A 26045-nucleotide genomic window follows, 5' to 3' on the forward strand; every position below is an offset into this window, starting at 1 on the left:
GTTGGGGTGCCCCCCTGGGGATGAGCATGGCACAACTCTCTCCAGGATTTCAACCCCTCTTGAACTCCCCAACTAACAAGTCTGCCTCATGTGTTGACTCCCGCCGAAGCGGGACATGACCGTGGGTAGGTCAGCTCTCCCCTACGAACAAGGAAGCACTCCCGCTGTGCGGGACGTAGCAGACCCTAACCCGGGGGCGGGGGCGGGGGCGCGCCTGCTTATCGCCGCACGTGGAGATGGCGTGCGAGTGCCTCGAGGGTGAGCTCCTGGCCGAGCCTGCAGGCGCTGTCCGGGCTGGCTGGACCAGTCTGCCAGGTGCCGCACGACCCCGAGACGGCCACCGCACAGGCCAGGGCGTGGTCCGCGCGCCGGTAGCGGTCCCGGTGGCAGACCGGTCACAGACGCCCGCGGCCGGCCCTACGAGGGCCGGCCGCGGGCGGAGCGGCATACGGGCTGGGTCAGCTGGGGTAACCCTCGGGGTTGGCGGACTGCCAGCGCCAGGTGTCGGCGCACATCTCGTCGATGGACCTGGTGGCCTGCCAGCCGAGCTCCCGGTTGGCCTTGGTGGGGTCGGCGTAGGACACGGCCACGTCGCCGGGGCGGCGAGGGGCGACCGTGGCGGGCAGCTCGCGGCCCACGGCGCGCGAGAACGCCGCGAGCATCTCCTTGACGGAGGCGGGCTTGCCGGTGCCGAGGTTCCAGACGGACACCGGGTCGTCGACCTCGCCGAGACGGCGCAGCGCGGCGACGTGGCCGGCGGCGAGGTCCTCGACGTGGATGTAGTCGCGCTGGCCGGTGCCGTCGGGGGTGTCGTAGTCGTCGCCGAAGATCGACAGCGCCTCGCGGCGGCCGACGGCGACCTGGGCGATGAACGGGACGAGGTTGTTGGGGATGCCCTGCGGGTCCTCGCCGATGGTGCCGGAGGCGTGCGCGCCGACGGGGTTGAAGTAGCGCAGCAGCGCGATCCGCAGCGAGGGGTCGGCGGCGGCGACGTCGCGCAGGATCTGCTCGATCATCACCTTGGTCCAGCCGTAGGGGTTGGTGGCGAAGGTGTCGCGGTCCTCCGTGGCGGCCTCCTGGTGGGTGCCGTAGACCGTCGCGGAGGAGGAGAAGACGAGCTTCGTGACGCCGTGGCGCTGCATGGCCCGGACCAGGGAGAAGGTCGAGCCGAGGTTGTTCTCGTAGTACTCCAGCGGCTTCTCCACGGACTCGCCGACCGCCTTGAAGCCCGCGAAGTGGATGACCGCGTCGAACTGCTCGCTCGCGAAGAGGTGCTCGGTCTTGTCCCGGTCGGTCAGGTCGAAGCCGTGCACCTCGATCGGCTGCCCCGCGAGGGACTCGAGCCGGGCCATCACCGAGGGCTTGGCGTTGGAGAAGTTGTCGACCACGACGACGTCGTGACCGGCAGCAAGGACCTGGAGGACGGTGTGCGAGCCGATGTAGCCGGCACCACCGCTGACGAGAACGCGCATGCCGCCAGCCTAGGGGTCCCGGCTCCGGCCCCGCTGGGGGTCCGCCCGGTCCGTCCCGTATGCCGGGAAAGGCCCCCGGCCCACCGCCTCCCCGGCATACCGCCGCCTCGATCCCTCGGCCCGCCCAGGGCTCGCGTCAGAGGTTGACGCGCGCCCCCATCAGCACGGTGCGGTCGGGCGGCAGGTGGAAGACGCCGGTGCGGTGGGCGGCGTTGGACGCCAGGGTGATGAACAGCAGCTTGCGCCAGCGGGGCATCGGCGCCGTCCCGCCTTGGTGCACGTCCACGACCGACAGGAAGTAGTTGGCCGTGAGCGGGTCGAAGCGCAGCACCTCCGGCGGGCTGGAGTGCACCGCGAGCTGCAGGGCGCGCGGGATGTCCTGGCTGTCGTTGAAGCCGACGCGGCAGGTGACGTGCCAGATCCCGTCGTGCGGGTCGCCCAGGTCGGAGACGCGGATGCGGTCGACGTGGCGGATGTGGGGGACGTTCTCGTTGACGATCGACAGGATCACCACGTGCTCGTGCAGCACCCGGTTGAGCCGGACGTTGGTCTTGAGGGCCAGGGGGGTGGTGACGCCGTTGACGTGGGGATAGACGGCGACGCCGGGGACCCGCCGCACGCCGCGTGCGTGCACCTCGTCGAGGAACTCCGCCAGCGAGCCCTCCAGCGTCGTGCGGCGCTCGGCGACCAGGGCGGCGCCGGTGCGCCAGGTGGTCATGACGACGACGACGACACCGGCGATGAGCAGCGGCAGCCAGCCGCCCTTGACGACCTTGGTGAGGTTGGCGGCGAAGAACGTGACCTCGGCCCCGCCCACGAGGACCGCGAAGGCCCACAGCTGCCAAGGGGCCCAGCCCCACACCCGGTGCGCCAGCATCAGGAAGAGCGCCGTCGTCAGCAGCAGCGTGCCGGTCACGGCCAGGCCGTATGCCGTGGCCAGGTGCTCCGAGCTGCGGAAGACGAAGACCAGCGCGAGCACGCCGAGGTAGAGCATCCAGTTGATCGCCGGGACGTAGATCTGACCGCCCTCCTCCGTGGAGGTGTGGTGCACGGTCAGCCGGGGGAGCAGCCCGAGGCGGGTGGCCTGCCGCGACACCGAGAAGGCTCCCGAGATGACCGACTGCGAGGCGATGACCGTGGCGATCGTCGCGAGCGCCACCATGGGCAGCACCAGCCAGTGCGGCATCATCGAGAAGAAGGGGTTGGTGGCCTTCTCGGGGTGCTCGAGGATCATCGCGCCCTGCCCCATGTAGCACAGCACCAGCGACGGGAACACGAGACCGAACCACGCCACCCGGATCGGCGGCGCCCCGAAGTGCCCCATGTCGGCGTACAGCGCCTCGGCACCGGTGATCGACAGCACGATCGCGCCCATCGCCACGAACGCGATGAAGGGCGCCTCGACGGCGAACTTCACGGCATACCAGGGCAGGACCGCCAGGAGCACGGCCGGGTTGGCGACGATGTGGGGTATGCCGAGGAGGGCGATCGTCACGAACCAGAGCACCATGATCGGGCCGAAGGCCTTGCCGACCTTCTCGGTGCCCCAGCGCTGGGCCGCGAAGAGCCCGGTCAGGACGACGGCGGCGAGGGGCAGCACCAGGTCGGCGAACCCGTCGCTGACGACCGAGATGCCCTCGATCGCGGACATCACCGAGATGGCCGGGGTGATCATCGAGTCGCCGTAGAACAGCGCCGCGCCGACGATCCCGAGCATCATGGCGATGCCGGTGAGGCGCTTGCGCTGCTCGAGCCGTCCGCGCAGCAGGGCCGCGAGCGCGAGGATCCCGCCCTCGCCGTCGTTGTCGGCGCGCATGACGAAGGCGACGTACTTGACCGACACCACCATGGTGATCGACCAGAAGACGAACGAGATCACGCCGTAGACGTCGGTCGGCGTGGGCTTGACCTCGTTGTGGTTGATGCTGAAGACGGTCTGCAGGGAGTACAGCGGGCTGGTGCCGATGTCGCCGAAGACGACACCGAGGGCCGCGAGGGCCAGGCCCCCGCGGGCGGCATGACCGGAGTGGGCGCGGGCGTTGTCGGTGGAGCTCACGACCTCCATCGTGCACCGCCCATCGGGCGGGTGCGCAGGGACCCCGCAGGAGACCGCACCTGGGATGATGACCAGGAATCCCCCGAGTGGGCCCCGGCCGCAGCGCCGCCGGCCCGGACAGGAGCGCGCATGCCCACCACCGTCAAGGGAGTCGTCTCCCGCGCCCAGGGCGAGCCGGTCGAGCTCGTCGACGTCGTGATCCCCGACCCCGGTCCGGGCGAGGCGGTCGTCGACGTCCAGGCCTGCGGCGTCTGCCACACCGATTACCACTACCAGCAGGGCGGGATCAACGACGAGTTCCCCTTCCTGCTCGGCCACGAGGCCGCCGGGCGGGTGTCCGCGGTCGGCGAGGGCGTCACCGAGGTCGAGGTCGGGGACTTCGTGGTCCTCAACTGGCGCGCGGTGTGCGGCCAGTGCCGGGCCTGCCGGCGCGGTCGGCCGTGGTACTGCTTCGCGACGCACAACGCCACGCAGCGGATGACGCTCGCCGACGGCACCGAGCTGACGCCGGCGCTGGGGATCGGCGCCTTCGCGGAGAAGACGCTGGTCGCCGCCGGGCAGTGCACCAAGGTCGACCCCGCCGCGCGTCCCGAGGCCGTGGGCCTGCTGGGCTGCGGCGTCATGGCCGGGCTGGGCGCGGCGATCAACACCGGTCAGGTCGGCCGCGGCGACTCGGTCGCGGTGATCGGTCTGGGCGGGGTCGGTATGGCGGCGGTCATGGGCTCCCGCCTCGCCGGCGCGGCCACGATCATCGGCATCGACACCGACCCCCGCAAGCTCGAGCGGGCCTCCTCGCTGGGGGCGACGCACACGATCGACCCGGCCGACGGCGACGTGGTCGAGGCCGTGCGGGCGCTGACCGGCGGCTTCGGCGCGGACGTGGTCATCGAGGCGGTGGGCCGTCCGGAGACCTACGAGCAGGCGTTCTACGCCCGCGACCTCGCCGGCACCGTGGTCCTCGTCGGGGTGCCGACCCCCGACATGCGGATCGAGCTGCCGCTGCTGGACGTCTTCGGGCGGGGCGGGTCCCTGAAGTCCAGCTGGTACGGCGACTGCCTGCCCTCGCGGGACTTCCCGATGTTCACCGACCTCTACCTGCAGGGGCGTCTGGACCTGGACGCCTTCGTGTCCGAGACCATCTCCCTGGGGCAGGTCGAGGAGGCCTTCGCGACCATGAAGAACGGCGACGTGCTGCGATCGGTGGTGAAGCTCTGATGGCCGGTGACGTGCAGGTCCAGCAGGTGATCACGTCGGGGACCTTCACCCTCGACGGCGGCACCTGGGACGTGGACAACAACGTGTGGGTCCTCGGCGACGACGACGAGTGCGTGGTGTTCGACGCCCCGCACGACATACAGCCCATCCTCGGTGCGATCGGTGACCGGACGCTCAAGGCCATCGTGTGCACCCACGCGCACGACGACCACGTCAACCGCGCCGCCGAGCTCGCCGAGGCGACGGGCGCACCGATCATGCTGAGCTTCCACGACCTGGAGCTGTGGCAGCTGACCTATGACACCCGCCAGCCCGACGAGGACGTCGTCGACGGCCAGGAGATCGAGGTGGCCGGCGTGACGCTGCGCGCGCTGGCGACGCCGGGGCACACCCCGGGCGGGACGTGTTACCACGCCGAGTCGCTCGGGTGCGTCTTCTCCGGGGACACGCTCTTCCAGGGCGGGCCGGGGGCGACCGGGCGGTCCTTCTCCGACCGGGACACCCTCGTCGCGTCGATCCGCGAGAAGCTCTTCGCTCTGCCCGCCGAGACGATCGTGCACACCGGGCACGGGGCCGACACGACCATCGGCGCCGAGCAGGAGTCCTCCTCCGACTGGTGACCTACCGGGGGCGGTCGGATCCGCCGGGCTTGGTTGCCCAGGCGGACCCGACCGCCCCCGGTAAGTTGTCCCCATGGCCTTCTACGCAGTCCGCTACACCTACGCCGACGACCCGCGCCTCGACGAGGTCCGACCGACGCACCGCGAGTTCCTGGGCTCGCTGGTCGAGCGCGGCCTGCTCAAGGCGTCCGGGCCGTATGTCGGCACGACGCCCGCGTCCGCGCTGCTGATCTTCGAGGCCGGCTCGGCCGACGAGGTGCGCTCGACGCTGGAGCAGGACCCCTTCCAGCACGCCGGCCTGGTCACGGGCGTCGACGTCACCGAGTGGAACCCGGTCATCGGCGTCTTCGCCTCCTGAGCGCAGACCTACCGGGGGCGGTCGGATCCGCCTGCGTAAATTACCCAGGCGGATCCGACTACCGCCGGTAGGTTGGCGTGATGAGCGAGCAATCGACAGGCAGCAACGTCGAGATCGACTGGGAGCAGGCCCGCGCGGCCAACCGCTGCAACTGGGACGACCGCGCGGCCCTGCACGAGCGCAGCTATGGCATCGACGCCTACGACGACCCGGCCTATGTCTCGGACGTGGTCGAGGACGACCTGCCCGTGCTGCTGCACCACATCGGCGTCGACAGCCTGGCTGGGCTCGACGTCTGCCACCTGCAGTGCCACATCGGCACCGACACGATCTCGCTGGCCCGCGCCGGCGCCCGGATGACGGGCGTGGACCTGTCGCCGGCCTCGCTTGAGGTCGCCCGCCGCCTCGCGGCCCGCACCGACACCGAGGTCACCTGGGTCGAGTCGGACGTCCTCGACGCACGCGCCGCGGTGTCGGGCGACGTCGACGTGGTCTACACCTCGATCGGGGCCATCTGCTGGCTGGGTGACCTGCACCGGTGGGCCCGACAGGTTGCGAGCCTGCTGCGCCCGGGCGGGGTCTTCTACCTCCGCGACGGCCACCCGATGCTCTACACCCTCGACGAGCACCAGCCGGACCTGCGCCTGCGCTACCGCTACTTCCCAGACGGGCGGGCGACGCGCTGGGACGACTACGGCACCTATGTGGGAGAGGGTCGGGTGGCGCATCCGACGACCTACGAGTGGCCGCACCCGCTCTCGGAGGTCGTGGGCGCCCTCCTCGACGCCGGGCTGGTGCTGGAGCGCCTCGACGAGGGCCGCACCCTGCCCTGGCGCTTCATGCCTCGTATGACGGAGGTCGCGCCCGGCCGGTATGCCTTCCCGGAGGGGGAGCGCGACCTCGTGCCCTGCACCTTCACCATCGTCGCCCGCGCGCGATGACCAGCGGCCCCGGCCGCGAACCCGCCGACCTCCAGCCGTTCGGCCGCGAACCGCTCGGTGCCATGGGCCTGCTCGCCCGCGCCGCCGCCGAGGTCGACCGGCTCACCCCGCTCGCCGCGGCCGCCGGGCAGCACGCCGGCGCGCTGCCCGGCGACGTGCGCACCGACGCGCACCGGGGGCGTCTCGGCAGCTGCCGGGGGCGCTCGCGATCGACCTGACCGTGCTGCTCTGGCGGCTGGACCCGACCTTCACCCACCGCATCCCGGAGGCCACCGACTGGGATTGCCGCTGGATCCTGGTGTGCCGACACGGGTCTTCGTCGGCGGGGGCGGCTTGGCAGCTGCGGCAGATCGGGCTGCACCGCGCGAGGGACATGGTCGGGAACCATGACGCCTGGGTGGCTGCCGGGCTGTCGACCACGGAGGCACCTGCCGACATACGACCCTGATCGCGCCCGGGTCAACACCTCGCGCGCTCAGGTGCGCCCGTCGCGCTCAGGCGCGGGCGGCGAACCGGGGCCGCAGCGCCAGCGACACGTAGACCAGTCCGATGAGCACCGGCACCTCGATCAGCGGGCCGACGATCCCGGCGAGCGCCTGCCCGGAGGTGACGCCGAAGGTCGCGATGGCCACCGCGATCGCCAGCTCGAAGTTGTTGCCGGCCGCGGTGAACGCCAGCGTCGTGGTGCGGGCATAGCCCATCCCGAGCGCCCGCCCGAGGAGATAACCCCCGCCCCACATCAGCCCGAAGTAGGCCAGGAGCGGCAGGGCGATGCGGGCGACGTCCAGGGGCCGGTCCGTGATCTGGCGTCCCTGCAGCGCGAACAGGACCACGATGGTGCACAGCAGCCCGTAGAGCGCGAACGGCCCCACCCGCGGGAGGAACTCGCGCTCGTACCGCTCGCGCCCCCAGCGTCGCTCGCCCAGCAGCCGGGTGAGATAGCCCGCCAGCAGCGGGATCCCGAGGAAGACGAGCACGGATGCGGCGATCTGCCAGGGGGACACGTCGAGCGATGCCTGGTCGAGCCCGAGCCACCCCGGCAGCACGGACAGGTAGAACCAGCCGAGCCCGGCGAAGGCGACGACCTGGAAGACCGAGTTCAACGCCACGAGCACGGCGGCGGCCTCCCGGTCGCCGCACGCCAGGTCGTTCCAGATGATCACCATCGCGATGCACCGGGCGAGGCCGACGACGATCAGCCCGGTGCGATAGGCGGGCAGGTCGGGCAGGAAGGTCCAGGCCAGGGCGAACATGAGCGCCGGCCCCACCACCCAGTTCAGGACGAGGGAGGCGACCAGCATGCGGCGGTCACCGGTGACCGTGTCGAGCCGGTCGTACCGCACCTTGGCGAGCACCGGATACATCATCACGAGCAGGCCGAGCGCGATCGGCAGCGAGACTCCCTGCACCTCGACGGCGGACAGGGCGCCGGACAGGCCCGGGACGAGCCGACCCACGAGGAGCCCGACGCCCATCGCCCCGAGGATCCACACCGGCAGGAACCGGTCGAGGGTCGACAGCTTGCCGGCCACGCCGCGATCGTCCACGACAGGTCCACCCCGCTGGTTCGATGAATGTCGATACAAGGGTGGCGCCCAATGTCGATCGTTGTCAACATGGACATATGACGGAAGGAGAAGCGGGGGCGTCCGACTGGGACGCCGCCCGGTGCGAGGGGGTGGCCGGGCGGTTGCGCGCGGTCGCCGACCCGGTGCGGCTAGGGCTCTTCGCCGCCATCGCCTCGGCCGACGGATCCCTGTGCGTCTGCGCCCTGCCCGAGCTCGGCGTCTCCCAGCCCACGGTCTCGCACCACCTGCGCCGGCTGCGCGAAGCCAGGCTCGTCGACTCCGAGCGCAGTGGCACCTGGGTGCACTACTCGCCGACCGAGGGTGGCCGGGCCCTGTGGCAGGTCCTGCAGCAGCTCCCGCCCGGCTGACCCGCCCGAGGCCAGGTCAGTCGGCGAGGGCCGGGAGCACCGACCGGGCCTTGAGAAGCATCTCCTCGGTCTCCGCGTCCGGGTCGGAGTCCAGCACGATCGCGCCGCCCGCCCCGATCTCGGCCTCGCCGTCCTCGACGACGGCGGTGCGGATCACCACCGACAGGTCGAGGGCCCCCGACCGGTCCACGAGTCCCAGCGCCCCCGAGTAGATCCCGCGGGCCCGCGTCTCCAGCCCGTCGATGATCTCCATCGTGCGGTGCTTGGGCGCGCCGGTCATCGACCCGCCGGGGAAGCACGCCTCGACCGCGTCGATCCCGGTGCGCCCCGGCGCGATCCGGGCGCGCACGGTGGTCACGAGCTGGTGGACGGTCGCGTAGGACTCGACCGCCATCAGCGCCGGCACCTGCACGGTCCCGGGGTCGCAGACGCGGGACAGGTCGTTGCGCAGCAGGTCGGCGATCATCAGGTTCTCGGCGCGCGTCTTGGCATCGGCTGCGAGATCGGCTGCGGCGCGGGCATCCTCGACGGGATCGGCATGTCGAGGCGCCGTCCCCTTGATCGGTTTGGTCTCGACCCAGCCGTCCCGGCCGACCCGCAGAAAGAGCTCCGGGCTGGCGCTGAGCACATGGGTGTCACCCAGCCGCAGGTAGGCCGCGTGCGGCGCCGGGTTGAGCTCCCGCAGCCGCAGGTAGGCCGCGAAGGGATCACCGGCGCACGACGTGAGCACCGTGTCGGTCAGGCAGATCTCGTAGGACTCACCCCGCCGCAGCGCCTCCAGGCAGGCGGCCACGTCGGCACGATAGGTGTCGGTGTCCCGGGCCAGCCGCACGTCCCCCGGCGCGTCGTGCTGCGGGCTCGCGCGGCGCCGGCCGCCCTGCGGCCCGGCACCTTGCGGCTCCACGCCCGCCGTCCGCACGCCGGTGGCGTCCTCGGACTGCGGGCGGGGGGCGGAGCGCGTCGGACCGTGGGCGGCCAGGTCGCGCAGCACCTCTCGGGCCCGGGCCACCCACGCCGCGGCGCCCGCCCCGTGCCCGACCAGCCAGGCGCGACCGGTCTCGTGGTCGAGGACGAGCAGGCGCTCGCAGCGCAGCCACACCGCGTCCGGTCGGTGGGAGGTATGCCGGTTGACGGCGCCCAGGTCACCCTTGAGCTCGTACCCGAGATAGCCGATCCACCCGTCCACCAGGTCGAAAGGCAGCTCGGCGCCCGGATCGGCCTCCGCGGGGAGGCCCTCGCCGGGGGGACGGCCTGCCCCTACGGCGGACTCCGGCGACGAGGACGCGGCCCCGACAGCGGGCGCGAGGCGCCGGCGCAGCGCGTCGACGATCGTGCCCCCCTCGCAGGTCACGCCACCGCGGACGTCGGCGTCGCCCGCCGCGAGATCGCGCGTCCCGCCTTCCGGCATACGGCCGTCCGTCGAGACCAGCACCTGCCCGGACCCGACGCGGTAGCTCAGCACCTCGCCGGTCGGCCCCGGCGCCCCGAGGTAGGACCACCGGGCCAGCCCGCCCTCGCACCGGGCCGAGTCCAGCCACGCGGCCACGGGCTCGGCGCCGAAGAGCGCCCGGAAGGCCTCCGGCGCGCTCACCGGACCCGGCAGCAACGAGACGATCACGAGACGCGCTCGGGCAGCGGCCCGGTCGTCCTCTCCAGGGCCTCGCGCAGCAGCGCGCCCAGCCCGACCTCGGCGGGGCCGTGCGGGGCGCCGCGGCGCTCGCCGCCCGGCAGCACCCACTCCCGGACGGACTGCACGCCCCGGGCCGCGTTGACCGCCCACACCGGCTTGTCGAGCAGGGCGTCGACCGAGACCCGCCCGCGCGCGAGCGGGTGCGGGGTGTCCGCGAGCCCGATCTCCAGGCACTCGACCGTGACCGAGGGCAGCGCCCGGTCGTCGACCGGTCGGGTCAGGAAGCGCGCGCCGTCCCACCACACCAGCGAGGACCAGGTGGTCTCCAGCGCCTCGGGCAGCCGGCCCTCGGGACGCCACAGCAGCGCGTCGGACGCACCGTGGTGCCGGGCGCGCTCCTGCACCCACGTCTGGGCGGCGAGGTCGGGGCCCTTGACCTGCGGCCAGCGTCGCGGATCGGGGGTGTCCGCGACCCAGACGGTGATGTCCTGGGGGGCGTCGGTCGCCGGGCGCAGCCACAGCGCCACCGCGTCGCCGTAGGCCTCGAGGCGCGGCCACCAGCGACCCTCCCGCGGCATGAGCGCGAGCACCTCGTCGACGATCATCGCGAGGTCCTGGCGCAGCATGAGGTGGTCGGCCGACGCGGCGAAGCGCCGCAGGTGGCGCACCGGGCGACGCGAGCGCCCCTCCTGCACCAGCCACGAGTCGATCACCCTCGGCCGCAGCTGGTCCCCGGGAGGGTGCGGTCCCCACCAGCAGCGGTCGCCGTCGTGCACGGCCGTCGTCGTTCTCACCGCCGCATGGTGTCACGTCCGGCGCGGGCAGCGGGCCGGTGGTCCGGTATGCCGACGGACGGCGCCCCCGTCGCCCGCCGGCGCACGGGGCGGTCGCTCGCGCACGCACAGGCAGGTCCTCGGGGACCGCCCGCACCGGCATACCCCCCGGCGCGTCAGCGCAGGTCGCGCTCGTCCACGATCCGCCGCGCCTTGCCGACCGACCGCTCCACGCCGCCCTCGTCCCGCAGGTCGATCGTGACGGAGGTGCCGATGCGTGACTTGATCTGCTGCTGCAGCTCGCGGGTGATCGCCTGCCTGCGGGCGTCGTCCACGCCGGGCAGCGCCTCGACCCGGACGGTCAGCTCGTCCATCCGGCCGGGGCGGGTGAGCAGGCACTGGAAGTAGGCCGAGAGGCCGTCGATCCCGAGGACGATCTCCTCGATCTGGGTGGGAAAGACGTTGACGCCGCGGACGATCATCAGGTCGTCGGTGCGCCCGGTGATCTTGTGCAGGCGCCGCATCGCGGGGCGCGCGGTGCCGGGCAGCAGCCGGGTGAGGTCCCTGGTGCGATAGCGCAGCACGGGCATCGCCTGCCTGGTCAGGGAGGTGACGACGAGCTCGCCCTCCTCACCGTCGGCGACCGGCTGCTCGGTGATCGGGTCGATGATCTCGGCGAGGAAGTGGTCCTCCCACAGCGTCAGGCCGTCCTTGGTCTCGACGCACTCCTGTGCGACGCCGGGACCCATGAGCTCGGAAAGCCCGAAGATGTCGGTGGCGTGCATCCCGGCCCGCTCCTGGATCTCCTGGCGCATCGCCTCGGTCCACGGCTCCGCGCCGAAGAGCCCGATCTGCAGGGAGGTCTCGCGCGGGTCGATGCCGTAGCCCTGCATCGCGTCGAGCATCGACAGGAAGTACGACGGGGTGATGGTGATGATCCGCGGCCGGAAGTCCTGGATGAGCTGGATCTGCTTCTCGGTGTTGCCTCCCGACGCGGGCACGACGGTGCAGCCCAGCCGCTCCGCGCCGTAGTGCGCCCCGAGGCCACCGGTGAACAGGCCGTAGCCGTAGGAGTTGTGGAGCAGGTCACCGGGCCGGCCGCCCGCGGCGCGGACGCAGCGGGCGACGAGCCCGGCCCAGGTGTCGATGTCCTCCCGGGTGTAGCCCACGACGGTCGGCTTGCCGGTGGTCCCGGAGGAGGCGTGCAGGCGGACGACCTGCTCGCGCGGCACCGCGAACAACCCGAAGGGATAGGTGTCGCGCAGGTCCTTCTTGGAGGTGAAGGGGAGCAGCCGCACGTCCTCCAGGGCCCTGATGTCGTCCGGGTGGACGCCGCGCGCCTCGAGCTGCGATCGGTAGTGCGGCACGTGGTCGTGCGCCGCCCGGACGGTGCTTCGCAGCCGCTCGAGCTGGTGGGCTCGCAGCTCGTCGACCGGCCAGCGCTCCGCGTCGTCGAAGAGGTCCGGTCGCTCGTCGATGGTGGGCAGGGTGCTCATGTCGACTCCTTCGTCGAGGGTGGAGCGGTGCGGGGTGGTGCGGCGGTGCGGGGCGTCTGCCGGGGAGAGGGTCGAGGTCAGCCGCGAGGCCGTATGGCGCGAGACCGGCCCCGGAGCTCGGCGACGAGCGCGCCGTCCGCCTCACGGGTGATGGTGACGTCGGTGATCCCGTTGCGGCCGTAGCGAGCCCGCTCGACGGCGTGGCCGAGCAGGACGTCGCCGCGGTGGGCGGGGGCGACGAAGTCGATGTCGCAGCCGGCCGCGACGGTGGTCTGGCCGCCGGCGTTGCACGCGAGGGCGAAGGTCGAGTCGGCGAGGGTGAAGATCAGGCCGCCGTGCATGATGTCGTGCCCGTTGACCATGGTCTCGGTGACAGCCATCCGGGTGCGGGCGCGGCCGAGGCCGTTCTCGTGGCGGACGTCGACGAGCTCGATGCCGAGGTGGCGGGAGGCGCCGTCGTCATCCCACATGGCGCGGACGTGGGCAAGCGTGGGGTCGAGCACACTGCTCCTTCCTACCGCCGGTAGTCGGATCCGCCTGGGCAACGTGAGCAGGCGGATCCGACTACCGGCGGTAGGTCTTAGGGGAGGGCGGGGGAGGGGCGGTAGCGGCCGCCCGGGTAGGCCGCGTCGAGCTCGCGCAGCTGCTGCGCGACCACGTCGAGACCGATCTCGCGTCCCCACTCGAGGGGACCACGCGGATAGTTGGTGCCGAGCCGCATCGCGGTGTCGACGTCCTCGGCGGTGGCCTCGCCGCGGGCGACCAGGTCGACCGCCTCGTTGACGAGCATCGCCAGGGTGCGGGCGACCGGGTCGGTGCGGACGGGCCCGCCGACGAGCCGGGCCAGGGCTGCGGCGTCCACCTCGGCGTCCAGGGGGGAGCCGTCCTCGGCATACCGGAAGACCCCGTGACCGGTCTTGCGCCCCAGCGCACCTCGCGCCACCAGGTCGCGCTGCAGGTCGGTCGGCTCGTAGCGCGGGTCGTGGTCGGTCTGCTCCCACACGCTGGTGCCGACGGCGAGGTTGACGTCCTGGCCGATCAGGTCGGTGAGCTCCATCGGGCCCATCCTGAAGCCCGCGCCGCGCAGCGCCGCGTCCACGGTCGCCGCGTCGCACAGGCCCTCGGCGACCATCCGCTGCGCCTCGCCGTAGAACGGCCGCGCCACCCGGTTGACGATGAACCCCGGCGTGCTCGTGCACCGCACGGGTGTCTTGCCCCACGAGCGCATCAGCTCGGCGGCGTCGTCGAGCACCGCGGCGCCCGAGGCCTCGCCGCGCACCACCTCCACGAGGCGCATCAGCGGCGGCGGGTTGAAGAAGTGCAGCCCGACGACCCGCTCGGGGTGGTCGATGCCCTCGGCGATCGCCGTGATCGACAGCGAGGAGGTGTTGGACGCCAGGATCGTGTCGCTGCTCTGCCGCCGCGCCAGCGTGGCGAAGAGCTCCCGCTTGACCGTCAGGTCCTCGACGACCGCCTCGATGACCAGGTGGCACGGGGGCAGGTCCGCGGCCGACGCCACCGTCGACAGCCGGTCCCGCGTCGCCGCGGCGCAGGCCGCCGTGATCTTGCCCTTGGCGGCGAGCCTGTCCAGGGTCGTGCCGAGCCGCTGCACGGCCTCGTCCGCGGCGCCCTCCCGCGCGTCGACCAGCACCACCTCGTGCCCGGCCTGGGCGGCCACCTGCGCGATCCCCGAGCCCATCGCCCCCGCCCCGATCACGGCCACCCGCCCGAGGGGGATGGCGAGGTCGGCGGTGGTCTGCGGGTCCGGGTCAGGGGTCTGCATACCGGAATGCTGGCACGCATCACGGCTCGTCGCGAGCGCTGCGACCCGGCGGCGTGCTGGTTAGGATCGGCGCGTGACTACTACGGCATCGACGCCCGGCCACCCCTTCCTCGACGCCCACGCGGCCACGATCGAGGAGGCGAGCGAGGCGCTGCGCACGCGCAGCTTCTACTCCCGCTACCCCGGCTCGCCGAGCCCGAGGGTCTACGGCGAGGGCTCCGCGGAGGCGGGCAAGCAGGCGTATGACGCCCACCTGGGCGGCGCGTTCACGGCCCTGGACGACCAGCCGGGCACGGGCGAGCGCGTGGGCGACGAGGTCTCGCCGTACGGCCCGACGCTCGGCGTCACCTACCCCGTCCTCGACCTGGACGTGGCCCTGCCCGCCGCCAAGGACGCGATGCGCGCCTGGCGCGACGCCGGCCCGCGCGTGCGCGCCGCGGTCTGCGTCGAGATGCTCGAGCGGCTCAACAAGCGGTCCTTCGAGGTCGCCAACGCCGTGATGCACACGAGCGGACAGCCGTTCGTGATGAGCTTCCAGGCGGGCGGGCCCGAGGCGCAGGACCGCGCCCTCGAGGCGATCGTCGCCGGCCTGGCCGAGATGGAGCGCATCCCCGCGTCCGTGACCTGGGAGAAGCCCGCCAAGGGCGACCCGATCCGGATGCAGAAGGACTACAAGGTGATCGGCCGCGGCGTCGGCCTGGTCATCGGCTGCAACACCTTCCCGACGTGGAACGGCTACCCGGGCATGTTCGCCTCGCTGGTGACCGGCAACGCCGTGGTCGTCAAGCCGCACCCGCGGGCGATCCTGCCGCTCGCCATCACGGTGGCCGTGTGCCGCGAGGTGCTCGCCGAGGCGGGCTTCGACAAGGCGCTCGTCCAGCTCGCCCCCGACCACGACGGCGGCACCCTGGCCAAGGACATCGCGCTGCGTGACGAGGTCGCGATCATCGACTACACCGGCGGCCCCGGCTTCGGCGCCTGGCTGGAGACCGAGGCGGTCGCGGCGGGCAAGCTCGTCTACACCGAGAAGGCCGGCGTCAATACGATCGTCCTGGACTCCACCGACGCGCTGAAGCCGATGCTCGGCAACCTCGCGTTCTCGCTGTCGCTGTACTCCGGGCAGATGTGCACCGCCCCGCAGAACATCTACGCCCCCAAGGACGGCATCGACACCGACGAGGGTCACCTGAGCTTCGACGAGCTCGCCGACAAGCTCGCGACCGCCGTCTCCCGGTTCACCGGCGACGACGCCAAGGCCGTCGAGATCCTCGGCACCACGGTCAACGACCAGGTCCGCGCCAACATCGCCTCGATCGGCGAGATCGCGGCCGAGGGCGAGGGCCGCGTCGTGCTCGAGCCGCGCAAGATCACCCACCCGGCCTTCCCGGACGCCGTGGTCTACGCCCCCGGCATCGTCGCGGTCGACGTGCGCCACGAGGACGTCTACACCGAGGAGCGTTTCGGCCCGGTGTCCTTCCTCATCGCCACCGAGTCGACCGAGCAGTCCCTGGCCCAGCTCGCCGACACCGTCAAGGAGCACGGCGCGATGACCGCATCGGTCTACTCTACCAGCGAGGACGTGCTCGAGCAGGCCCGTGAGGCCGCCGCCGACGGTGGCGTCGCGCTCTCGGAGAACCTCCTCGGTCAGGTCTTCGTCAACCAGACGACGGCCTTCTCGGACCTGCACGGCACCGGCGCCAACCCGGCGGCCAACGCGGCCTACACGGACTCGGCCTTCGTGGCCAACCGGTTCCGGGTGATCACCAGCCGCCGTCACGTCTGACCTGAGGCGCAGCCGAACTGCGGGAGGTCTGATCCTTCGGGCGGTATGCCGGGGGACAGACCCGCACGGGCCCGCCGGCCGCGCGCCCGTCGGCCATCCGGCACGGCGCCCCGCACCGCGACGGTGCGGGGCGCCTTCCGGCATACGGCCCGGGGCCGGACGTCGGGCAGGGGCCACCCGCGACTCAGGGCTGGACGAGGATCCGGATGGGGTTGCCGGTGCGCTCCTGCAGCATCTGGATGCCCCGGTGGATCTCGGCCAGCGGCACGACCGCGGAGATGGAGCCGGACAGGTCGAGGCGCCCGTGGGCGACCAGCTCGGACAGGATCGCGATGTCCTGGACCTGGTAGCCGAGGTGACCCAGGACCTGCTTGCGCCGCATCGCCAGCTCGGCGAAGGTGCCCACCCGCACCTCCTGGCCGCTCATGCCGACCGTGACGAGCTTGCCGCCGACGTCGAGGGTGCGCACGGCCTGCTCGGCGACGCTCGTGATGCCGACCGCGTCGAAGGCCACGTCGATCATCCGGCCCCCGGTGGCGTCGGTGATCTTGGCCTGCAGGTCCGGGTCGTCGGCGCGGAAGGCGTGGTCGGCGCCCAGCCGCCGCGCCCGCTCCAGGGCCGCGTCGTCGACGTCGACGGCGATGAGCGGCACCGCGCCGGCGAGCTTGGCGAGCTGGAGCAGGTGGGTGCCGACGCCGCCGAGGCCCCACACGCCCACGGCGTTGCCGAGGTGCACCTGTGCGGTGCGCACGACCGCGGCGAAGGGTGTCGACACCGCGTCGGCGAGGATCGCGGCCTGGTCCATGGGCACGCCCTCGGGCACTCGGGTCAGCCCGGTCGCGGGGGCGATCAGGTGCTCGGCCCAGCCGCCGTCGAAGTGGAAGGCCATGAGCCGCAGGTCGAGGCAGTCCGCGAAGTTGCCGCGGCGGCAGTTGCGGCAGGCCAGGCAGGCGCGTCCCGCCGAGGGGATCACCGGGTCGCCGACCGCCCAGCCCTGCACGCCCGGGCCGAGCTCGTCGATCCACCCGCTGACCTCGTGGCCCTGGGTGACGACGGGCAGGGGTGCCGGGAAGGTGCCGTCGATCAGGGACAGGTCGGAGTGGCAGATCCCGCAGAAGGCCACCTTGATCCGCACCTGGCCGGGTCCGGGCTGCGGGACGGGCACCTGCTCGAGCCCGACCTCCCCGGTGTCGGCATGGAAGCGCTCGGCGAGCATGGTCTCGGTCATCTGGCTCTCCTTCGACGATGGTCCGATGCCGTTCTACTCCTCGCAGGTGGCGCCTGCCAGCCGCGGCGTGGCGGCGGGACAGGGCTCACCAGCCGGGGCCAGGACGGCACGAGGCCCCCGCCGTGGGTGGCGGGGGCCTCGCGAGCGGATGTTCAGTCCGTGAAGACGTCCAGCTTGCCGAACTTCTCGGCCAGCAGGTAGTAGACGGCCAGACGCGGGTTGGCCTTTGCGTCCTTCATCTGGGCCAGGACGTCCCTGACGGCCTGGTCGAGCTCGGCGTCGCTCTGGGTCAGACCGAGCTTCTTCTTCAGGAAGCTCTCGCGGACCGTCTCGACCTCGGCCGGGTCGCTCGCCGACACGTTGACGGCGTCGCGGTTGCTCAGGACCAGGCGGTAGGTCGAGACCACCTTGTCCAGCACGTCCTTGTCGGCGTGCGGGGCGTAGGCCAGGACGCTCTGGTGCGGGTCGCTCATGGTGCTTTCCTTCGAGAGATGGGCTTGTCGTGGTGATTTCAGCCTACGCAGGCAGGGCCCGCCCCCGAGCCGGGGACCGTCCGGCTCTCAGGCCCTGGTCAGGAGGCGGTCAGCGGCAGGAGAGGATGCCGCGGGGGACGGTGCGGCCGGCCGCGCGGGACAGCGCCTTGCAGGTGGGGACGGAATGGCCGCCCCAGACCTCGCCCCACGCGCCGCCCTTCTTGGCCCACAGGGACACGTGGCCGCCGCAGCCGGGGGCGAAGACGTCGCCGGTCGCGAAGCCGTCGGTGCGGTAGCTCTTGACGTAGAGCGAGACGTCGCAGCCCTTCTGGACCTCGGTGCGCTGGCGGGCGGCCTCGCGGACGACGAAGTCCTGGAAGGAGGCAGAGGTGCCGCGCAGCCGACCGACCTGGCGGACGTCGTGCACGCGGACGCCGCTGCCGCGGTAGGTGATCGTGCGCACCCGAGCCTTCGGCTTGCGCCTGGTGGCCTTGTGCCCGGTGGCCTTGTGCCCGGGCCTGGCCTTGGCGACCACGCTCACCGAGGCCTGGTGGGCGGTGGGAGCGGCGGCCTGGGCAGCCGTGGCCGACGGGACGATCAGGGCCGCTGCGGCGGCCAGGGCGGTGATGGTGCGGACAAGCATGGCGAGACCCCCGAGACGTGTTGGCGCGCCGCCGCTCCCGACGACACAGGGCAGACGTTACGCCAGGGGGAGAGGTGGCACGCAAGGCTTTGCGGGGAGGTGACGTCTCGCTCGGCGTACTCGCGCACCGTCGGCGACTAGCCTTGGTGGATGCGGACTCTCGCGCATCCCCTGCCCTGCCCGCCCACGCGACGCGATGACCTGGTGGAGGAGCTGCACGGCCACCGCGTCCCCGACCCCTATCGCTGGCTCGAGGACGAGAGGAGCCCGCAGACCCAGGAGTGGGTGGCGGCCCAGGCGGCGTATGCCGAGGAGCAGCTGGCCGCGCTGCCCGGTCGCGAGCGGTTCCTGGAGCTGATGACCGCGATCGCGACGCGCCCGCGGGTGTCCACGCCGTGGGTGAGCAAGGGGCGCTACCTGCGCACCACCCGCTGCGGCGACCAGCGCCAGGAGGTGGTGCACGTCGCCGACTCCCTCGACGAGCTGCTCGCCGGCGGAAGGGTCCTCGTCGACCCCAACGCCTGGAGCGACGACGGCACGGTGTCCCTGGCCTGCCTCACCGTGGCGCCTGGGGGCCGGTGGTTCGCGGTGGGTCGCTCGGAGTCGGGGTCGGACTGGACCCACGTGCAGGTGGTCGACGAGTCGGGCACCCCGGTCGAGGACCACGTCACCACCACGAAGTTCAGCTCCCCGACGTGGCTGCCGGACGGGCGCAGCCACCTCTACAACGGGTTCGCCGAGCCGGTCGTGGCGGACGGGACGTCGTCGGCGCGGGTGGGGGCCCGACACCTGTGGGTGCACCAGGTCGGTGGGCAGGACTGGGAGATCGTGGGATTCGAGGACGAGCCCGACGCCTCGCCCTGGCCGGTGGTGAGCGACGACGACGCCTGGCTGGTGGTGCACCTCCACCGGGGGACCGAGCGCCGCGGCCGGGTCTGGCTGTATCCGCTGACGCTGGAGGACGGGTGGAGCCGGGTCGGGGACCGCGTCGAGCTCGTGCCCCAGGCCGACGCCGCGTGGACCTACGTCGGGTCGGTGGGCGGGGAGCTGATCTTCCTCACCGACGACGGGGCGCCCCGTGGCCGGGTGGTCGCCGTGGACCCGGCGGGCGGCCGCCGCGAGATCGTGCCCGAGGGGGCCGACGCGATCAGCCAGGTGGTGTCCGCCGGCGAGATCCTGCTCGTGGAGCGGCTGGTCGACGCCACCCCGGTGATCTCCCGGGTGACCACGGAGGGCGATCTGCTCGGCGACCTGGACCTGCCGGGCGGAGCGGTCGTGGCCCTCGAGGCGCGGTCCACCTCCTCGGAGGTCTTCGTGGGGACGAGCACGGTCGTCGAGCAGGAGGCGAGCCACCGCGTCGACGCGGTCACCGGAGCGGTCACCGCCTTGCCGCGGCCCGAGAGCGACTGGACGCCACCGGGCTTCGCCGTCGAGCGGCACCGGGCCACCAGCGCCGACGGGACCGCCGTGCCCTACTTCCTCGTGCGGCCGGCGGGCGTGGCGACCGACGCGCCCAGCCCCACGATCCTGTATGGCTACGGCGGTTTCGCCATACCGATCCTCGCGGACCACCGTGCCACCTGGCCCGCCTGGCTCGCCGCCGGAGGGTCCGTCGCCATCGCCAACCTGCGCGGCGGCGGGGAGTTCGGGGCCGAGTGGTACGACCAGGGTCGGCGCGAGCACAAGCAGCACACCTTCGACGACGCGATCGCCGTGGCCGAGCACCTGGTCGCCACCGGCGCCACGACCCCCGCGCAGCTCGCCCTGCACGGCAAGAGCAACGGCGGGCTGCTCACCGGCGCCGTGCTCACCCAGCGCCCGGACCTGTTCGCCGCCGCCCTGCCGCACGTGGGGGTGCTGGACGCGGTGCGGTTCCCGCGGTTCACCATCGGCGCGGCCTGGATCAGCGACTACGGCGACCCGCAGGACCCGGGCGACCTGGCCCGGCTGCTCGCGTGGAGCCCGCTGCACAACGTCCGCCCCGGCACCCGCTATCCCGCCACCCTGATCGCCACCAGCGACCACGACGACCGCGTGGTGCCCGCGCACTCCTTCAAGTTCGCGGCCGCGCTGCAGCACGCCCAGGCCGGGGACGCACCGGTGCTGCTGCGGGTCGAGCGGTCGACGGGGCACAACCTGGCGGACCGGCCACCCGCGGTGGTGGCGGCCGAGGGCGCCGACCTGCTCGCCTTCGCAGCCGCCCACACCGGCCTGGACGTCTCCTGACCCTCACCCGGGCTGGGTGACGCTCATCGCCCGGTGGGCCAGGGCCGGCGTCTTCGGCGACCGCCGGCGGACCTTCCTGGCGAGTGCCTGGCGGAGAGGGGTCGCAGCGGGCGCCTCCCGGGGCAGGTCGAGGGCGTAGGCCCGGGCGGGGTCCTGCCGTCATGCCCTCGGCGGCGGCCCGGGCTCCCGCATCAGGCTCGTGAACACCACGTCACGCCAGGTCAGGGTGCCGCGGTCGCCCTCGGCCAGGAGCCCGTAGTCGCGCTCGGGCACCTGCAGCTCCAGCCGCCGCCCGTCCGCCAGGTCGAAGGTCGCGAAGTAGCTCGTGCTCGCTCGGCTGCGCACGTCACCGACGCTGCCGCCACCGGAGACCCGCAGCCGCTTGGCGACGCAGACGGCCCGCTCGGTCTGCGGCGTGGCCGCGGCATACCGCACCGCCCGGTAGACGATGCTGCCCACCACGACGACGAAGCCGAGGAGCACCAGCACAGGCACGACGGCGAAGATCGAGGCGAATCCGCCGCCGAGGTCCGTGGGGTCGGTCATGGCTCGAACCTAGACCGAGCCCGCACGAATGGCCTGTCGGCACGGCGTCCACCCAGGGTCAGGCCTGGGGCTTGGTCCACTCGATCGTATGGCGGAAACCGAGCTGCCGGCGCACCCGCGCACCGGGCAGCACGCGGGCCACGCCGACCTTGATCTCACCCAGGCTCAGCTGCGGGTCGGCCACCGGGAAGGGCGCTCGGTCGTGCGGCTCGGTGGCGACCCACGGGTGCCGGACCAGACCGATCAGCGGGTTGGTGACCATGGACGCGAGGTCCCAGGCCTGCTCGCCCGGCGACACCGCCCGGGCGAGGCCGACGCACAGGAATCGCCCGCCGGGCGCGAGCTTCTCGCGGACCACGGTCAGAGCGGGCTCCAGGTCCAGGTGGTGCAGGACCGCGATCATGGTGATCAGGTCGGCGCCCGCGGGCAGGTCGGCCACGGTGGTGTCGTCGACGGTGACGTGGGGGAGCCCCGCGCAGCGGGCGGAGGCGGCCGCTCGCATCTCGGCGTCCCGGTCGGTGCCGTGCACCCGCTCGAAGGCACTCGCCAGCTGGGCGAGCAGCTCGCCGCGCCCGCAGCCCACGTCCACGGCGAGGCGCCGCCGCTCGGGGAGCCGCGTGAGGATCCACGGGTGGAAGGCGTCGTTGTGGCTCCACGGGTGCCGCGCGTTGAGGTCGTCCATCGCCCGGGCGGCTCGCCCGCCCCACAAGGACTGCGCGAGGTTCCGGATCGTCATACCGCCACCCTGGCACCCATCGCGCCCCGGCCGTCAGAAGTCCCCGTCGCCGAGCCTGAGTCGCGCCCACGTGGCGGACGCCTCAGGCTCGGGCAGCCAGGTGACGTCGTGCGTGACCTCGTCGGAGCACTGACGGCCCACGCGCCCAGGTATGCCGAGGAAGCGCGCCCGTTCCCACCGCATGGGTCCCGCTTCATAGGTGTACTGCCCGGACTCCAGCTCCCGCACCGCCGCCCAGTCCGGCCCGTGGTCCTCCTCCGGCGGGTCCTTTTGGTCGTGCGGGCCCGCCCCAGTCGTCAACCCGAGTGGTGATTCCGACACTCGGGTCCGGCCAGGGCTGCATCTCGCTACCGTGCTGCTCTGTGGGGGACACCACGCAGGACAAGTTGTACGACACCGCGATGCAGACCATCGGAGCGGTCGCCAAGCTGCCCATGGTGCGCGTCGATCGCGAGGACTTCCTGCGCAAGCAGTTCGCGGGTTCACCTCATCTCGACGTGATCCTGACGCAAGGGCCCGAGGTCGTGTTCACGGCCGAGTCCCTCCGTCGTCAGGCCGACCGCCTCATCCGCGCCAGCACCGCGCGGACCTCCTTGGTGTCCTTCGCGAGCGGGATTCCCGGCAATCCGGTGGCCATGGTGGCGGCCGGCGGAGCCGATGTCGCCCAGTACTTCGGCTTCGCCCTGGTCCTCGCCCAGCAGCTCGCGTATCTCTTCGGCGAGGACGACCTCTTCGACGGGGGAAGCGACCTGTCCGAGGACGCCCAGGTCCGGGTCATCGCCTATCTCGGAGCCATGTTCGGTGCCGCGGGGGCGGCCGCCCTGCTGTCCCAGACGTCCAAGGCTGCCGGTGCCACTCTGGGCAAGAAGGTCGCGTCACAAGCCCTCACCAAGACGGCGTGGTATCCGGTCACCAAGAAGGTCGGGGCCATGATCGGCCAGCAGGTCACCAGGAAGACTGTCGAGAAGACCATCACCAAGGCCGTCCCCATCGTCGGAGGCGCGCTGTCCGGAGGGTTGACGTATGTGACCTTCCGGCCGATGGGCGGTCGCCTTGCCGACACCTTCGTGAAGAACCTGAACGGTGACTTCACGGACGATCTCGACCTCACCTCCAGCTTCGCCGCCACCCTCACCACCCCGGCCGACGGCTCCGTGGCTGGGAGTGAACCCGAGACCTCCTAGCGCCGGACGTCGGCACGCGGATCAGCGCTGACGGGCGGCGGCGTTTCTCGGCAGGGGTGACCACGCCGCCGTCACCCCTGCCGCGCTGGTCCGCGCGCTCGCCACCACCCGGGCGAGGGTGCCCGTTGCCGCAGGAGAGCCCGTGTAGCACAGGTCCTACGGTGGATGCATGACAACGGTCGGCTTGCGGGACTTCAGGCAGGATGCCTCCAGCCTGGTGCGTCGCGTCGAGGCGGGGAGGAGATCACCATCACGGTGGCTGGACGCCCCGGCGCTCGGCTGGTGGCAGCTCGGCCAGCTGCGTGGCGCTGCTGGGGGGACCTCGGCGGGCTGTTCCGAGGCCCGGGGGACTCTCGGTGGATGGCAGACCGCAAGCTGATCGATGACCTCGTCGTCGATCCTTGGAGCCCCGGTGACCGACCCGATCGCGGGGGCGGAGCGCGGTGCTGCACACCCGCAACCCCGCGGACTTCGCCGGCGTGGAGGACCTTGCCGACGTGCGTACGGTCTGACGTGACCGCCGTGCCGCGTGCCGAGATGACTCGCCATCGGCCACTGCGTCCGCGGACCACCGCCGCCACGGGCGCCGGCCCACAGAACCCGGTCAGCGCCAGTGGGTCAGGTGCTGACAGGTCCGCAGAGCGAGGCCGCCGAGCATGATGACGAGGAACGGCGCCTTGTGGAGCTGGATCCAGGCGTACTGCCAGGGGCGGACCGCGACGGGTTCCCCGGTGCGCCAGGCGTCGGCGTCCTCCAGGCGGTGGCGGAACGCGAACGCGGAGGCGAGAGCGGCGCTGCCGACCGCGGCGGCGACCCAGGCCTGCCACCCGGTGGGATGCCACAGCGGTGCGCAGGTGAGCAGCGTCGCGACGACGACGTGGAGCAGCCACCCGGGAGGAGTGTCGCTGCAGGAGATCACCCAGCGGGCAGGGCGGGAGCCGGTCACGCCAAGGCCTCTCGTCTCACGGTCGACAGTGGATCAGGTGCGGCGGCGCTCGCGGTAGGCCTGCACCGCCATACGGTTGCCGCAGCCGCGCTCGCAGTAGCGCCGGGAGCGGTTCTTGGACAGGTCGACGATCACGCCGTCGCAGTCCTCGGCCTCGCAGATGCGCAGCCGGTCGAGCTCGCCGGAGCGGATCACGTCGACCATGGACATGGCGGCCTCCACGGCCATGCGGTCCGCGAGGGGGGCGTCCTGGGAGGTGGCGTGCAGGTGCCAGTCCCACCAGCCCTCGTGGCGCACCAGCCGGGGCTGCGCCTGGTAGCGGGAGAGCAGCGAGTTGACCAGCTCCACCGTCCCCTCCTCGTCGAGCTCCCACAGGCGGTGCAGCTCCGTGCGCAGGGCGACGACCTTCTTGAGCTCGGCCTGGTCGTGGGTGCGCCGCCCGGTGTAGCCGAACCGCTCGACGAAGGCGTCCAGGTCCTCGGTCGTGCTCAGCGTCGCCGGGGCCACGCCGGTGTTGACGAGCGCGGCGGTCGACAGAAGACCCTCGCGGGTGTCATGGGCAAAAGTCATCTTGACTCCTTACGGAGAAGGTCGTAGTGTCATCAGCGTAACCCCACTTTGCTGATGACGCCCGCTGTCGTGCGTCACGACAGCGGTGCCCTGAACCACCGAGAGGAGAGCCCTCATGACCACCATGACCGCCGCCACCCACACCACCTCCAAGGCCCAGGCCCTTCGCTCGTGGGTCGCGAGCGCGATGCCTTCGGGCCGCGCCACCACACCGGCCGCCCTGCGCCACCTCGAGGCGCGTCAGCAGATCCAGGCCCAGGTCCGGGCGGCGGGCGGCGGGCGCACCCGGGTGAGCGGCAACCTGCACGACATGGTGGCCCACCCCGAGCTGCCCGTGGTCCTGCACCGGCTGGAGCGCATCGGATGAGCCCCGTCGGCACCGGCGCCACGAGCGTCCGCACCCCGTCCGCGCCGGCCGAGGCACTCCTCGAGCCGGCGCCGTCGGGTCAGGGCGACCTCGACCTGCGTGAGGTCGAGGTCTGCCCCCTGCCCCACGTCGACGACACCGAGGCCACCGGCCGCGCCGGATCGCGCACCGGCCTGGTCCTCGCCCTGGTCTCCGCGGCGGCCTTCGCCACGAGCGGGTCCTTCGCCAAGGCGCTGCTCGGCAGCGGGTGGACCCCCGGCGCAGCCGTCACCGCCCGCATCGCCGGGGCGGCGCTGGCGCTCGCCATACCTGCCCTGTGGGTGCTGCGGGGCGACCTGCGGCCCTTCCTGCGCCACTGGAAGGTCGTCCTCGGCTACGGCGCCGTCGCGGTGGCGGGCAGCCAGCTGTTCTACTTCAACGCGGTCACGCACCTGTCGGTCGGCGTCGCCCTCCTGCTGGAGTACCTCGCCCCCGTCCTGATCGTCGGCTACGTCTGGGCGCGCTCGCGCACCATGCCGAGCCCGGCGACGCTCGCGGGCGCGACCTTCTCGATGCTGGGCCTCGCCCTGGTCATCGACCTCTTCGGCGGGATCGGCATCGACCCGGTCGGCCTGGCCTGGGGTCTGGCCGCCGCGTGCTGCAACGCGGCCTACTTCCTGCTCGCCGCGCGCGACACCGAGGGTCTGCCCCCGATCGCGCTGGCAGCCGGCGGTATGACGGTCGGCGGCCTGGTGCTGGGTCTGGCGGGTCTGCTCGGCCTGGTCCCGATGGCCGCCTCCACGGCCGACGCCGTCCTCGCCGGCCACGCGGTCCCGTGGTGGGCCGCCGTCGCGGGGGTCGCCCTGATCGCGGCCGCCGTGGCCTACGGCTTCGGGGTCGCCGCGACCCGTCGCCTGGGCTCGACGGTGGCGTCGTTCGTGGGGCTCACCGAGGTGGTCTTCGCGATCGCCTTCGCCTGGGTGCTGCTCGGCGAGCTCCCCGGTCCGGGGCAGCTGGCCGGTGGTGCGCTGATCCTGGCCGGTGTCGCGACCGTGAAGATCGGCGAGTCGCGGGCATGATGGCC

Annotated in this window: 27 protein-coding genes; 11 read left to right on the forward strand and 16 right to left on the reverse strand. The window is 72.5% G+C overall.

The genetic code is table 11. The annotated features are described in order from the left end of the window. Positions 1-458 precede the first annotated feature (458 nt). Positions 459-1472 (reverse strand): UDP-glucose 4-epimerase GalE, encoded by a 1014-nt coding sequence (galE, locus tag ACK2IS_RS01525; RefSeq protein ID WP_409484407.1) that lies wholly within the window; start codon positions 1470-1472, stop codon positions 459-461. A gap of 136 nt (positions 1473-1608) precedes the next feature. Next, on the reverse strand, positions 1609-3528 hold the full coding sequence (locus ACK2IS_RS01530; protein ID WP_409484408.1) for a potassium transporter Kup: 1920 nt from the start codon (positions 3526-3528) through the stop codon (positions 1609-1611). Between the two features lie 129 nt (positions 3529-3657). Between ACK2IS_RS01530 and ACK2IS_RS01535 the strand changes: the two genes are divergently transcribed. The 5 genes from ACK2IS_RS01535 (at position 3658) to ACK2IS_RS01555 (ending at position 6880) form a co-directional block, all read left to right on the forward strand. Continuing rightward, the gene (locus ACK2IS_RS01535) at positions 3658-4743 is read left to right on the forward strand and encodes an S-(hydroxymethyl)mycothiol dehydrogenase (protein ID WP_409484409.1); all 1086 of its coding nucleotides are present in this window, start codon (positions 3658-3660) and stop codon (positions 4741-4743) included. After that, a complete protein-coding gene (locus ACK2IS_RS01540; protein ID WP_409484410.1) occupies positions 4743-5363 on the forward strand; it encodes an MBL fold metallo-hydrolase in 621 nt (206 codons plus the stop codon). The genes ACK2IS_RS01535 and ACK2IS_RS01540 overlap by 1 nt, the downstream gene beginning before the upstream one ends. 73 nt (positions 5364-5436) lie before the next feature. Then, the gene (locus ACK2IS_RS01545) at positions 5437-5721 is read left to right on the forward strand and encodes a YciI family protein (RefSeq protein WP_409484411.1); all 285 of its coding nucleotides are present in this window, start codon (positions 5437-5439) and stop codon (positions 5719-5721) included. An 80-nt stretch (positions 5722-5801) separates the two neighbouring features. After that, entirely contained in the window at positions 5802-6662 is an 861-nt protein-coding gene (locus ACK2IS_RS01550) for a class I SAM-dependent methyltransferase (RefSeq protein ID WP_409484412.1), read from the forward strand. Continuing rightward, entirely contained in the window at positions 6659-6880 is a 222-nt protein-coding gene (locus tag ACK2IS_RS01555; RefSeq protein WP_409484413.1) for a hypothetical protein, read from the forward strand. The genes ACK2IS_RS01550 and ACK2IS_RS01555 overlap by 4 nt, the downstream gene beginning before the upstream one ends. Positions 6881-7156: 276 nt before the next feature. On the opposite strand, the gene arsB is transcribed toward ACK2IS_RS01555, so the two are convergent. After that, a complete protein-coding gene (arsB, locus tag ACK2IS_RS01560; protein WP_409484414.1) occupies positions 7157-8194 on the reverse strand; it encodes an ACR3 family arsenite efflux transporter in 1038 nt (345 codons plus the stop codon). A gap of 92 nt (positions 8195-8286) precedes the next feature. Here arsB and ACK2IS_RS01565 point away from each other — a divergent pair, with 92 nt between their 5' ends. Beyond that, the gene (locus ACK2IS_RS01565) at positions 8287-8598 is read left to right on the forward strand and encodes an ArsR/SmtB family transcription factor (RefSeq protein ID WP_409484415.1); all 312 of its coding nucleotides are present in this window, start codon (positions 8287-8289) and stop codon (positions 8596-8598) included. Between the two features lie 16 nt (positions 8599-8614). Here the strand turns inward: ACK2IS_RS01565 and pabB are convergent, their stop codons facing one another. The 5 genes from pabB to ACK2IS_RS01590 all read right to left on the reverse strand — a co-directional run bounded on the left by pabB (position 8615) and on the right by ACK2IS_RS01590 (position 14280). Further along, on the reverse strand, positions 8615-10189 hold the full coding sequence (gene pabB / locus ACK2IS_RS01570) for an aminodeoxychorismate synthase component I (RefSeq protein ID WP_409484416.1): 1575 nt from the start codon (positions 10187-10189) through the stop codon (positions 8615-8617). Positions 10190-10212: 23 nt separating this feature from the next. Continuing rightward, positions 10213-11022 (reverse strand): aminotransferase class IV, encoded by an 810-nt coding sequence (locus ACK2IS_RS01575; RefSeq protein ID WP_409484417.1) that lies wholly within the window; start codon positions 11020-11022, stop codon positions 10213-10215. 155 nt (positions 11023-11177) lie between these two features. Beyond that, the gene (paaK, locus tag ACK2IS_RS01580; protein WP_409484418.1) at positions 11178-12497 is read right to left on the reverse strand and encodes a phenylacetate--CoA ligase PaaK; all 1320 of its coding nucleotides are present in this window, start codon (positions 12495-12497) and stop codon (positions 11178-11180) included. A 77-nt stretch (positions 12498-12574) separates the two neighbouring features. After that, entirely contained in the window at positions 12575-13000 is a 426-nt protein-coding gene (gene paaI / locus ACK2IS_RS01585) for a hydroxyphenylacetyl-CoA thioesterase PaaI (RefSeq protein ID WP_409484419.1), read from the reverse strand. A gap of 77 nt (positions 13001-13077) precedes the next feature. Beyond that, positions 13078-14280 (reverse strand): FAD-dependent oxidoreductase, encoded by a 1203-nt coding sequence (locus tag ACK2IS_RS01590; protein WP_409484420.1) that lies wholly within the window; start codon positions 14278-14280, stop codon positions 13078-13080. 73 nt (positions 14281-14353) lie between these two features. Between ACK2IS_RS01590 and paaN the strand changes: the two genes are divergently transcribed. Beyond that, positions 14354-16063: a phenylacetic acid degradation protein PaaN gene (gene paaN, locus ACK2IS_RS01595; protein WP_409484421.1), complete on the forward strand. Its 1710-nt coding sequence runs from the start codon at positions 14354-14356 to the stop codon at positions 16061-16063. 184 nt (positions 16064-16247) lie between these two features. Here the strand turns inward: paaN and ACK2IS_RS01600 are convergent, their stop codons facing one another. The 3 genes from ACK2IS_RS01600 to ACK2IS_RS01610 all read right to left on the reverse strand — a co-directional run bounded on the left by ACK2IS_RS01600 (position 16248) and on the right by ACK2IS_RS01610 (position 18407). Further along, entirely contained in the window at positions 16248-17291 is a 1044-nt protein-coding gene (locus ACK2IS_RS01600; RefSeq protein ID WP_409484422.1) for a zinc-binding dehydrogenase, read from the reverse strand. A 152-nt stretch (positions 17292-17443) separates the two neighbouring features. Beyond that, the gene (locus ACK2IS_RS01605; RefSeq protein WP_409484423.1) at positions 17444-17764 is read right to left on the reverse strand and encodes a DUF2853 family protein; all 321 of its coding nucleotides are present in this window, start codon (positions 17762-17764) and stop codon (positions 17444-17446) included. A 109-nt stretch (positions 17765-17873) separates the two neighbouring features. Beyond that, positions 17874-18407, reverse strand: a complete 534-nt coding sequence (locus ACK2IS_RS01610; protein WP_409484424.1) for a hypothetical protein — start codon at positions 18405-18407, stop codon at positions 17874-17876. Between the two features lie 150 nt (positions 18408-18557). On the opposite strand from ACK2IS_RS01610, the gene ACK2IS_RS01615 reads away from it, so the two are divergent. Further along, positions 18558-20633, forward strand: coding sequence for a prolyl oligopeptidase family serine peptidase (locus ACK2IS_RS01615; RefSeq protein ID WP_409484425.1), 2076 nt, complete (start codon positions 18558-18560; stop codon positions 20631-20633). A gap of 159 nt (positions 20634-20792) precedes the next feature. On the opposite strand, the gene ACK2IS_RS01620 is transcribed toward ACK2IS_RS01615, so the two are convergent. Genes ACK2IS_RS01620 through ACK2IS_RS01630 form a run of 3 tightly spaced genes read right to left on the reverse strand, consistent with a single transcriptional unit; the run spans position 20793 to position 22215 of the window. Then, positions 20793-21179 carry a DUF2500 domain-containing protein gene (locus tag ACK2IS_RS01620; RefSeq protein ID WP_409484426.1) on the reverse strand — a complete coding sequence of 129 codons (387 nt, stop codon included), beginning with the start codon at positions 21177-21179 and terminating at the stop codon, positions 20793-20795. Positions 21180-21237: 58 nt separating this feature from the next. Beyond that, positions 21238-21915 carry a class I SAM-dependent methyltransferase gene (locus tag ACK2IS_RS01625; RefSeq protein ID WP_409484427.1) on the reverse strand — a complete coding sequence of 226 codons (678 nt, stop codon included), beginning with the start codon at positions 21913-21915 and terminating at the stop codon, positions 21238-21240. A 33-nt stretch (positions 21916-21948) separates the two neighbouring features. Next, positions 21949-22215 (reverse strand): hypothetical protein, encoded by a 267-nt coding sequence (locus ACK2IS_RS01630; protein WP_409484428.1) that lies wholly within the window; start codon positions 22213-22215, stop codon positions 21949-21951. Positions 22216-22277: 62 nt separating this feature from the next. Here ACK2IS_RS01630 and ACK2IS_RS01635 point away from each other — a divergent pair, with 62 nt between their 5' ends. Beyond that, positions 22278-23099, forward strand: coding sequence for a hypothetical protein (locus ACK2IS_RS01635; RefSeq protein WP_409484429.1), 822 nt, complete (start codon positions 22278-22280; stop codon positions 23097-23099). 604 nt (positions 23100-23703) lie between these two features. Here ACK2IS_RS01635 and ACK2IS_RS01640 read toward each other — a convergent pair. Then, positions 23704-24045: a hypothetical protein gene (locus ACK2IS_RS01640; protein ID WP_409484430.1), complete on the reverse strand. Its 342-nt coding sequence runs from the start codon at positions 24043-24045 to the stop codon at positions 23704-23706. Positions 24046-24078: 33 nt separating this feature from the next. Beyond that, positions 24079-24615, reverse strand: coding sequence for a CGNR zinc finger domain-containing protein (locus ACK2IS_RS01645; protein WP_409484431.1), 537 nt, complete (start codon positions 24613-24615; stop codon positions 24079-24081). A 115-nt stretch (positions 24616-24730) separates the two neighbouring features. On the opposite strand from ACK2IS_RS01645, the gene ACK2IS_RS01650 reads away from it, so the two are divergent. Next, positions 24731-24982: a hypothetical protein gene (locus tag ACK2IS_RS01650; protein WP_409484432.1), complete on the forward strand. Its 252-nt coding sequence runs from the start codon at positions 24731-24733 to the stop codon at positions 24980-24982. Beyond that, positions 24979-26040, forward strand: coding sequence for an EamA family transporter (locus ACK2IS_RS01655; protein WP_409484433.1), 1062 nt, complete (start codon positions 24979-24981; stop codon positions 26038-26040). Before ACK2IS_RS01650 ends, ACK2IS_RS01655 begins: the two co-directional genes overlap by 4 nt. Positions 26041-26045: the final 5 nt, after the last annotated feature.

This window comes from Arsenicicoccus dermatophilus, from assembly GCF_046267915.1.
Classification (GTDB): Bacteria; Actinomycetota; Actinomycetes; order Actinomycetales; family Dermatophilaceae; genus Arsenicicoccus; species Arsenicicoccus dermatophilus_A.

What these genes read in the sequence shown, in the direction of transcription:
- ACK2IS_RS01655 (WP_409484433.1), top strand. Translation starts at nt 24,979, where the DNA reads ATGAGCCCCGTCGGCACCGGCGCCACGAGCGTCCGCACCCCGTCCGCG.
- ACK2IS_RS01625 (WP_409484427.1), bottom strand. Translation starts at nt 21,915, where the DNA reads ATGACGATCCGGAACCTCGCGCAGTCCTTGTGGGGCGGGCGAGCCGCC.
- ACK2IS_RS01650 (WP_409484432.1), top strand. Translation starts at nt 24,731, where the DNA reads ATGACCACCATGACCGCCGCCACCCACACCACCTCCAAGGCCCAGGCC.
- ACK2IS_RS01605 (WP_409484423.1), bottom strand. Translation starts at nt 17,764, where the DNA reads ATGAGCGACCCGCACCAGAGCGTCCTGGCCTACGCCCCGCACGCCGAC.
- ACK2IS_RS01545 (WP_409484411.1), top strand. Translation starts at nt 5,437, where the DNA reads ATGGCCTTCTACGCAGTCCGCTACACCTACGCCGACGACCCGCGCCTC.
- ACK2IS_RS01555 (WP_409484413.1), top strand. Translation starts at nt 6,659, where the DNA reads ATGACCAGCGGCCCCGGCCGCGAACCCGCCGACCTCCAGCCGTTCGGC.
- ACK2IS_RS01565 (WP_409484415.1), top strand. Translation starts at nt 8,287, where the DNA reads ATGACGGAAGGAGAAGCGGGGGCGTCCGACTGGGACGCCGCCCGGTGC.
- ACK2IS_RS01535 (WP_409484409.1), top strand. Translation starts at nt 3,658, where the DNA reads ATGCCCACCACCGTCAAGGGAGTCGTCTCCCGCGCCCAGGGCGAGCCG.
- galE (WP_409484407.1), bottom strand. Translation starts at nt 1,472, where the DNA reads ATGCGCGTTCTCGTCAGCGGTGGTGCCGGCTACATCGGCTCGCACACC.
- ACK2IS_RS01610 (WP_409484424.1), bottom strand. Translation starts at nt 18,407, where the DNA reads ATGCTTGTCCGCACCATCACCGCCCTGGCCGCCGCAGCGGCCCTGATC.
- ACK2IS_RS01615 (WP_409484425.1), top strand. Translation starts at nt 18,558, where the DNA reads ATGCGGACTCTCGCGCATCCCCTGCCCTGCCCGCCCACGCGACGCGAT.
- ACK2IS_RS01550 (WP_409484412.1), top strand. Translation starts at nt 5,802, where the DNA reads ATGAGCGAGCAATCGACAGGCAGCAACGTCGAGATCGACTGGGAGCAG.
- ACK2IS_RS01620 (WP_409484426.1), bottom strand. Translation starts at nt 21,179, where the DNA reads ATGACCGACCCCACGGACCTCGGCGGCGGATTCGCCTCGATCTTCGCC.
- ACK2IS_RS01590 (WP_409484420.1), bottom strand. Translation starts at nt 14,280, where the DNA reads ATGCAGACCCCTGACCCGGACCCGCAGACCACCGCCGACCTCGCCATC.
- ACK2IS_RS01645 (WP_409484431.1), bottom strand. Translation starts at nt 24,615, where the DNA reads ATGACTTTTGCCCATGACACCCGCGAGGGTCTTCTGTCGACCGCCGCG.
- ACK2IS_RS01600 (WP_409484422.1), bottom strand. Translation starts at nt 17,291, where the DNA reads ATGACCGAGACCATGCTCGCCGAGCGCTTCCATGCCGACACCGGGGAG.
- paaK (WP_409484418.1), bottom strand. Translation starts at nt 12,497, where the DNA reads ATGAGCACCCTGCCCACCATCGACGAGCGACCGGACCTCTTCGACGAC.
- ACK2IS_RS01540 (WP_409484410.1), top strand. Translation starts at nt 4,743, where the DNA reads ATGGCCGGTGACGTGCAGGTCCAGCAGGTGATCACGTCGGGGACCTTC.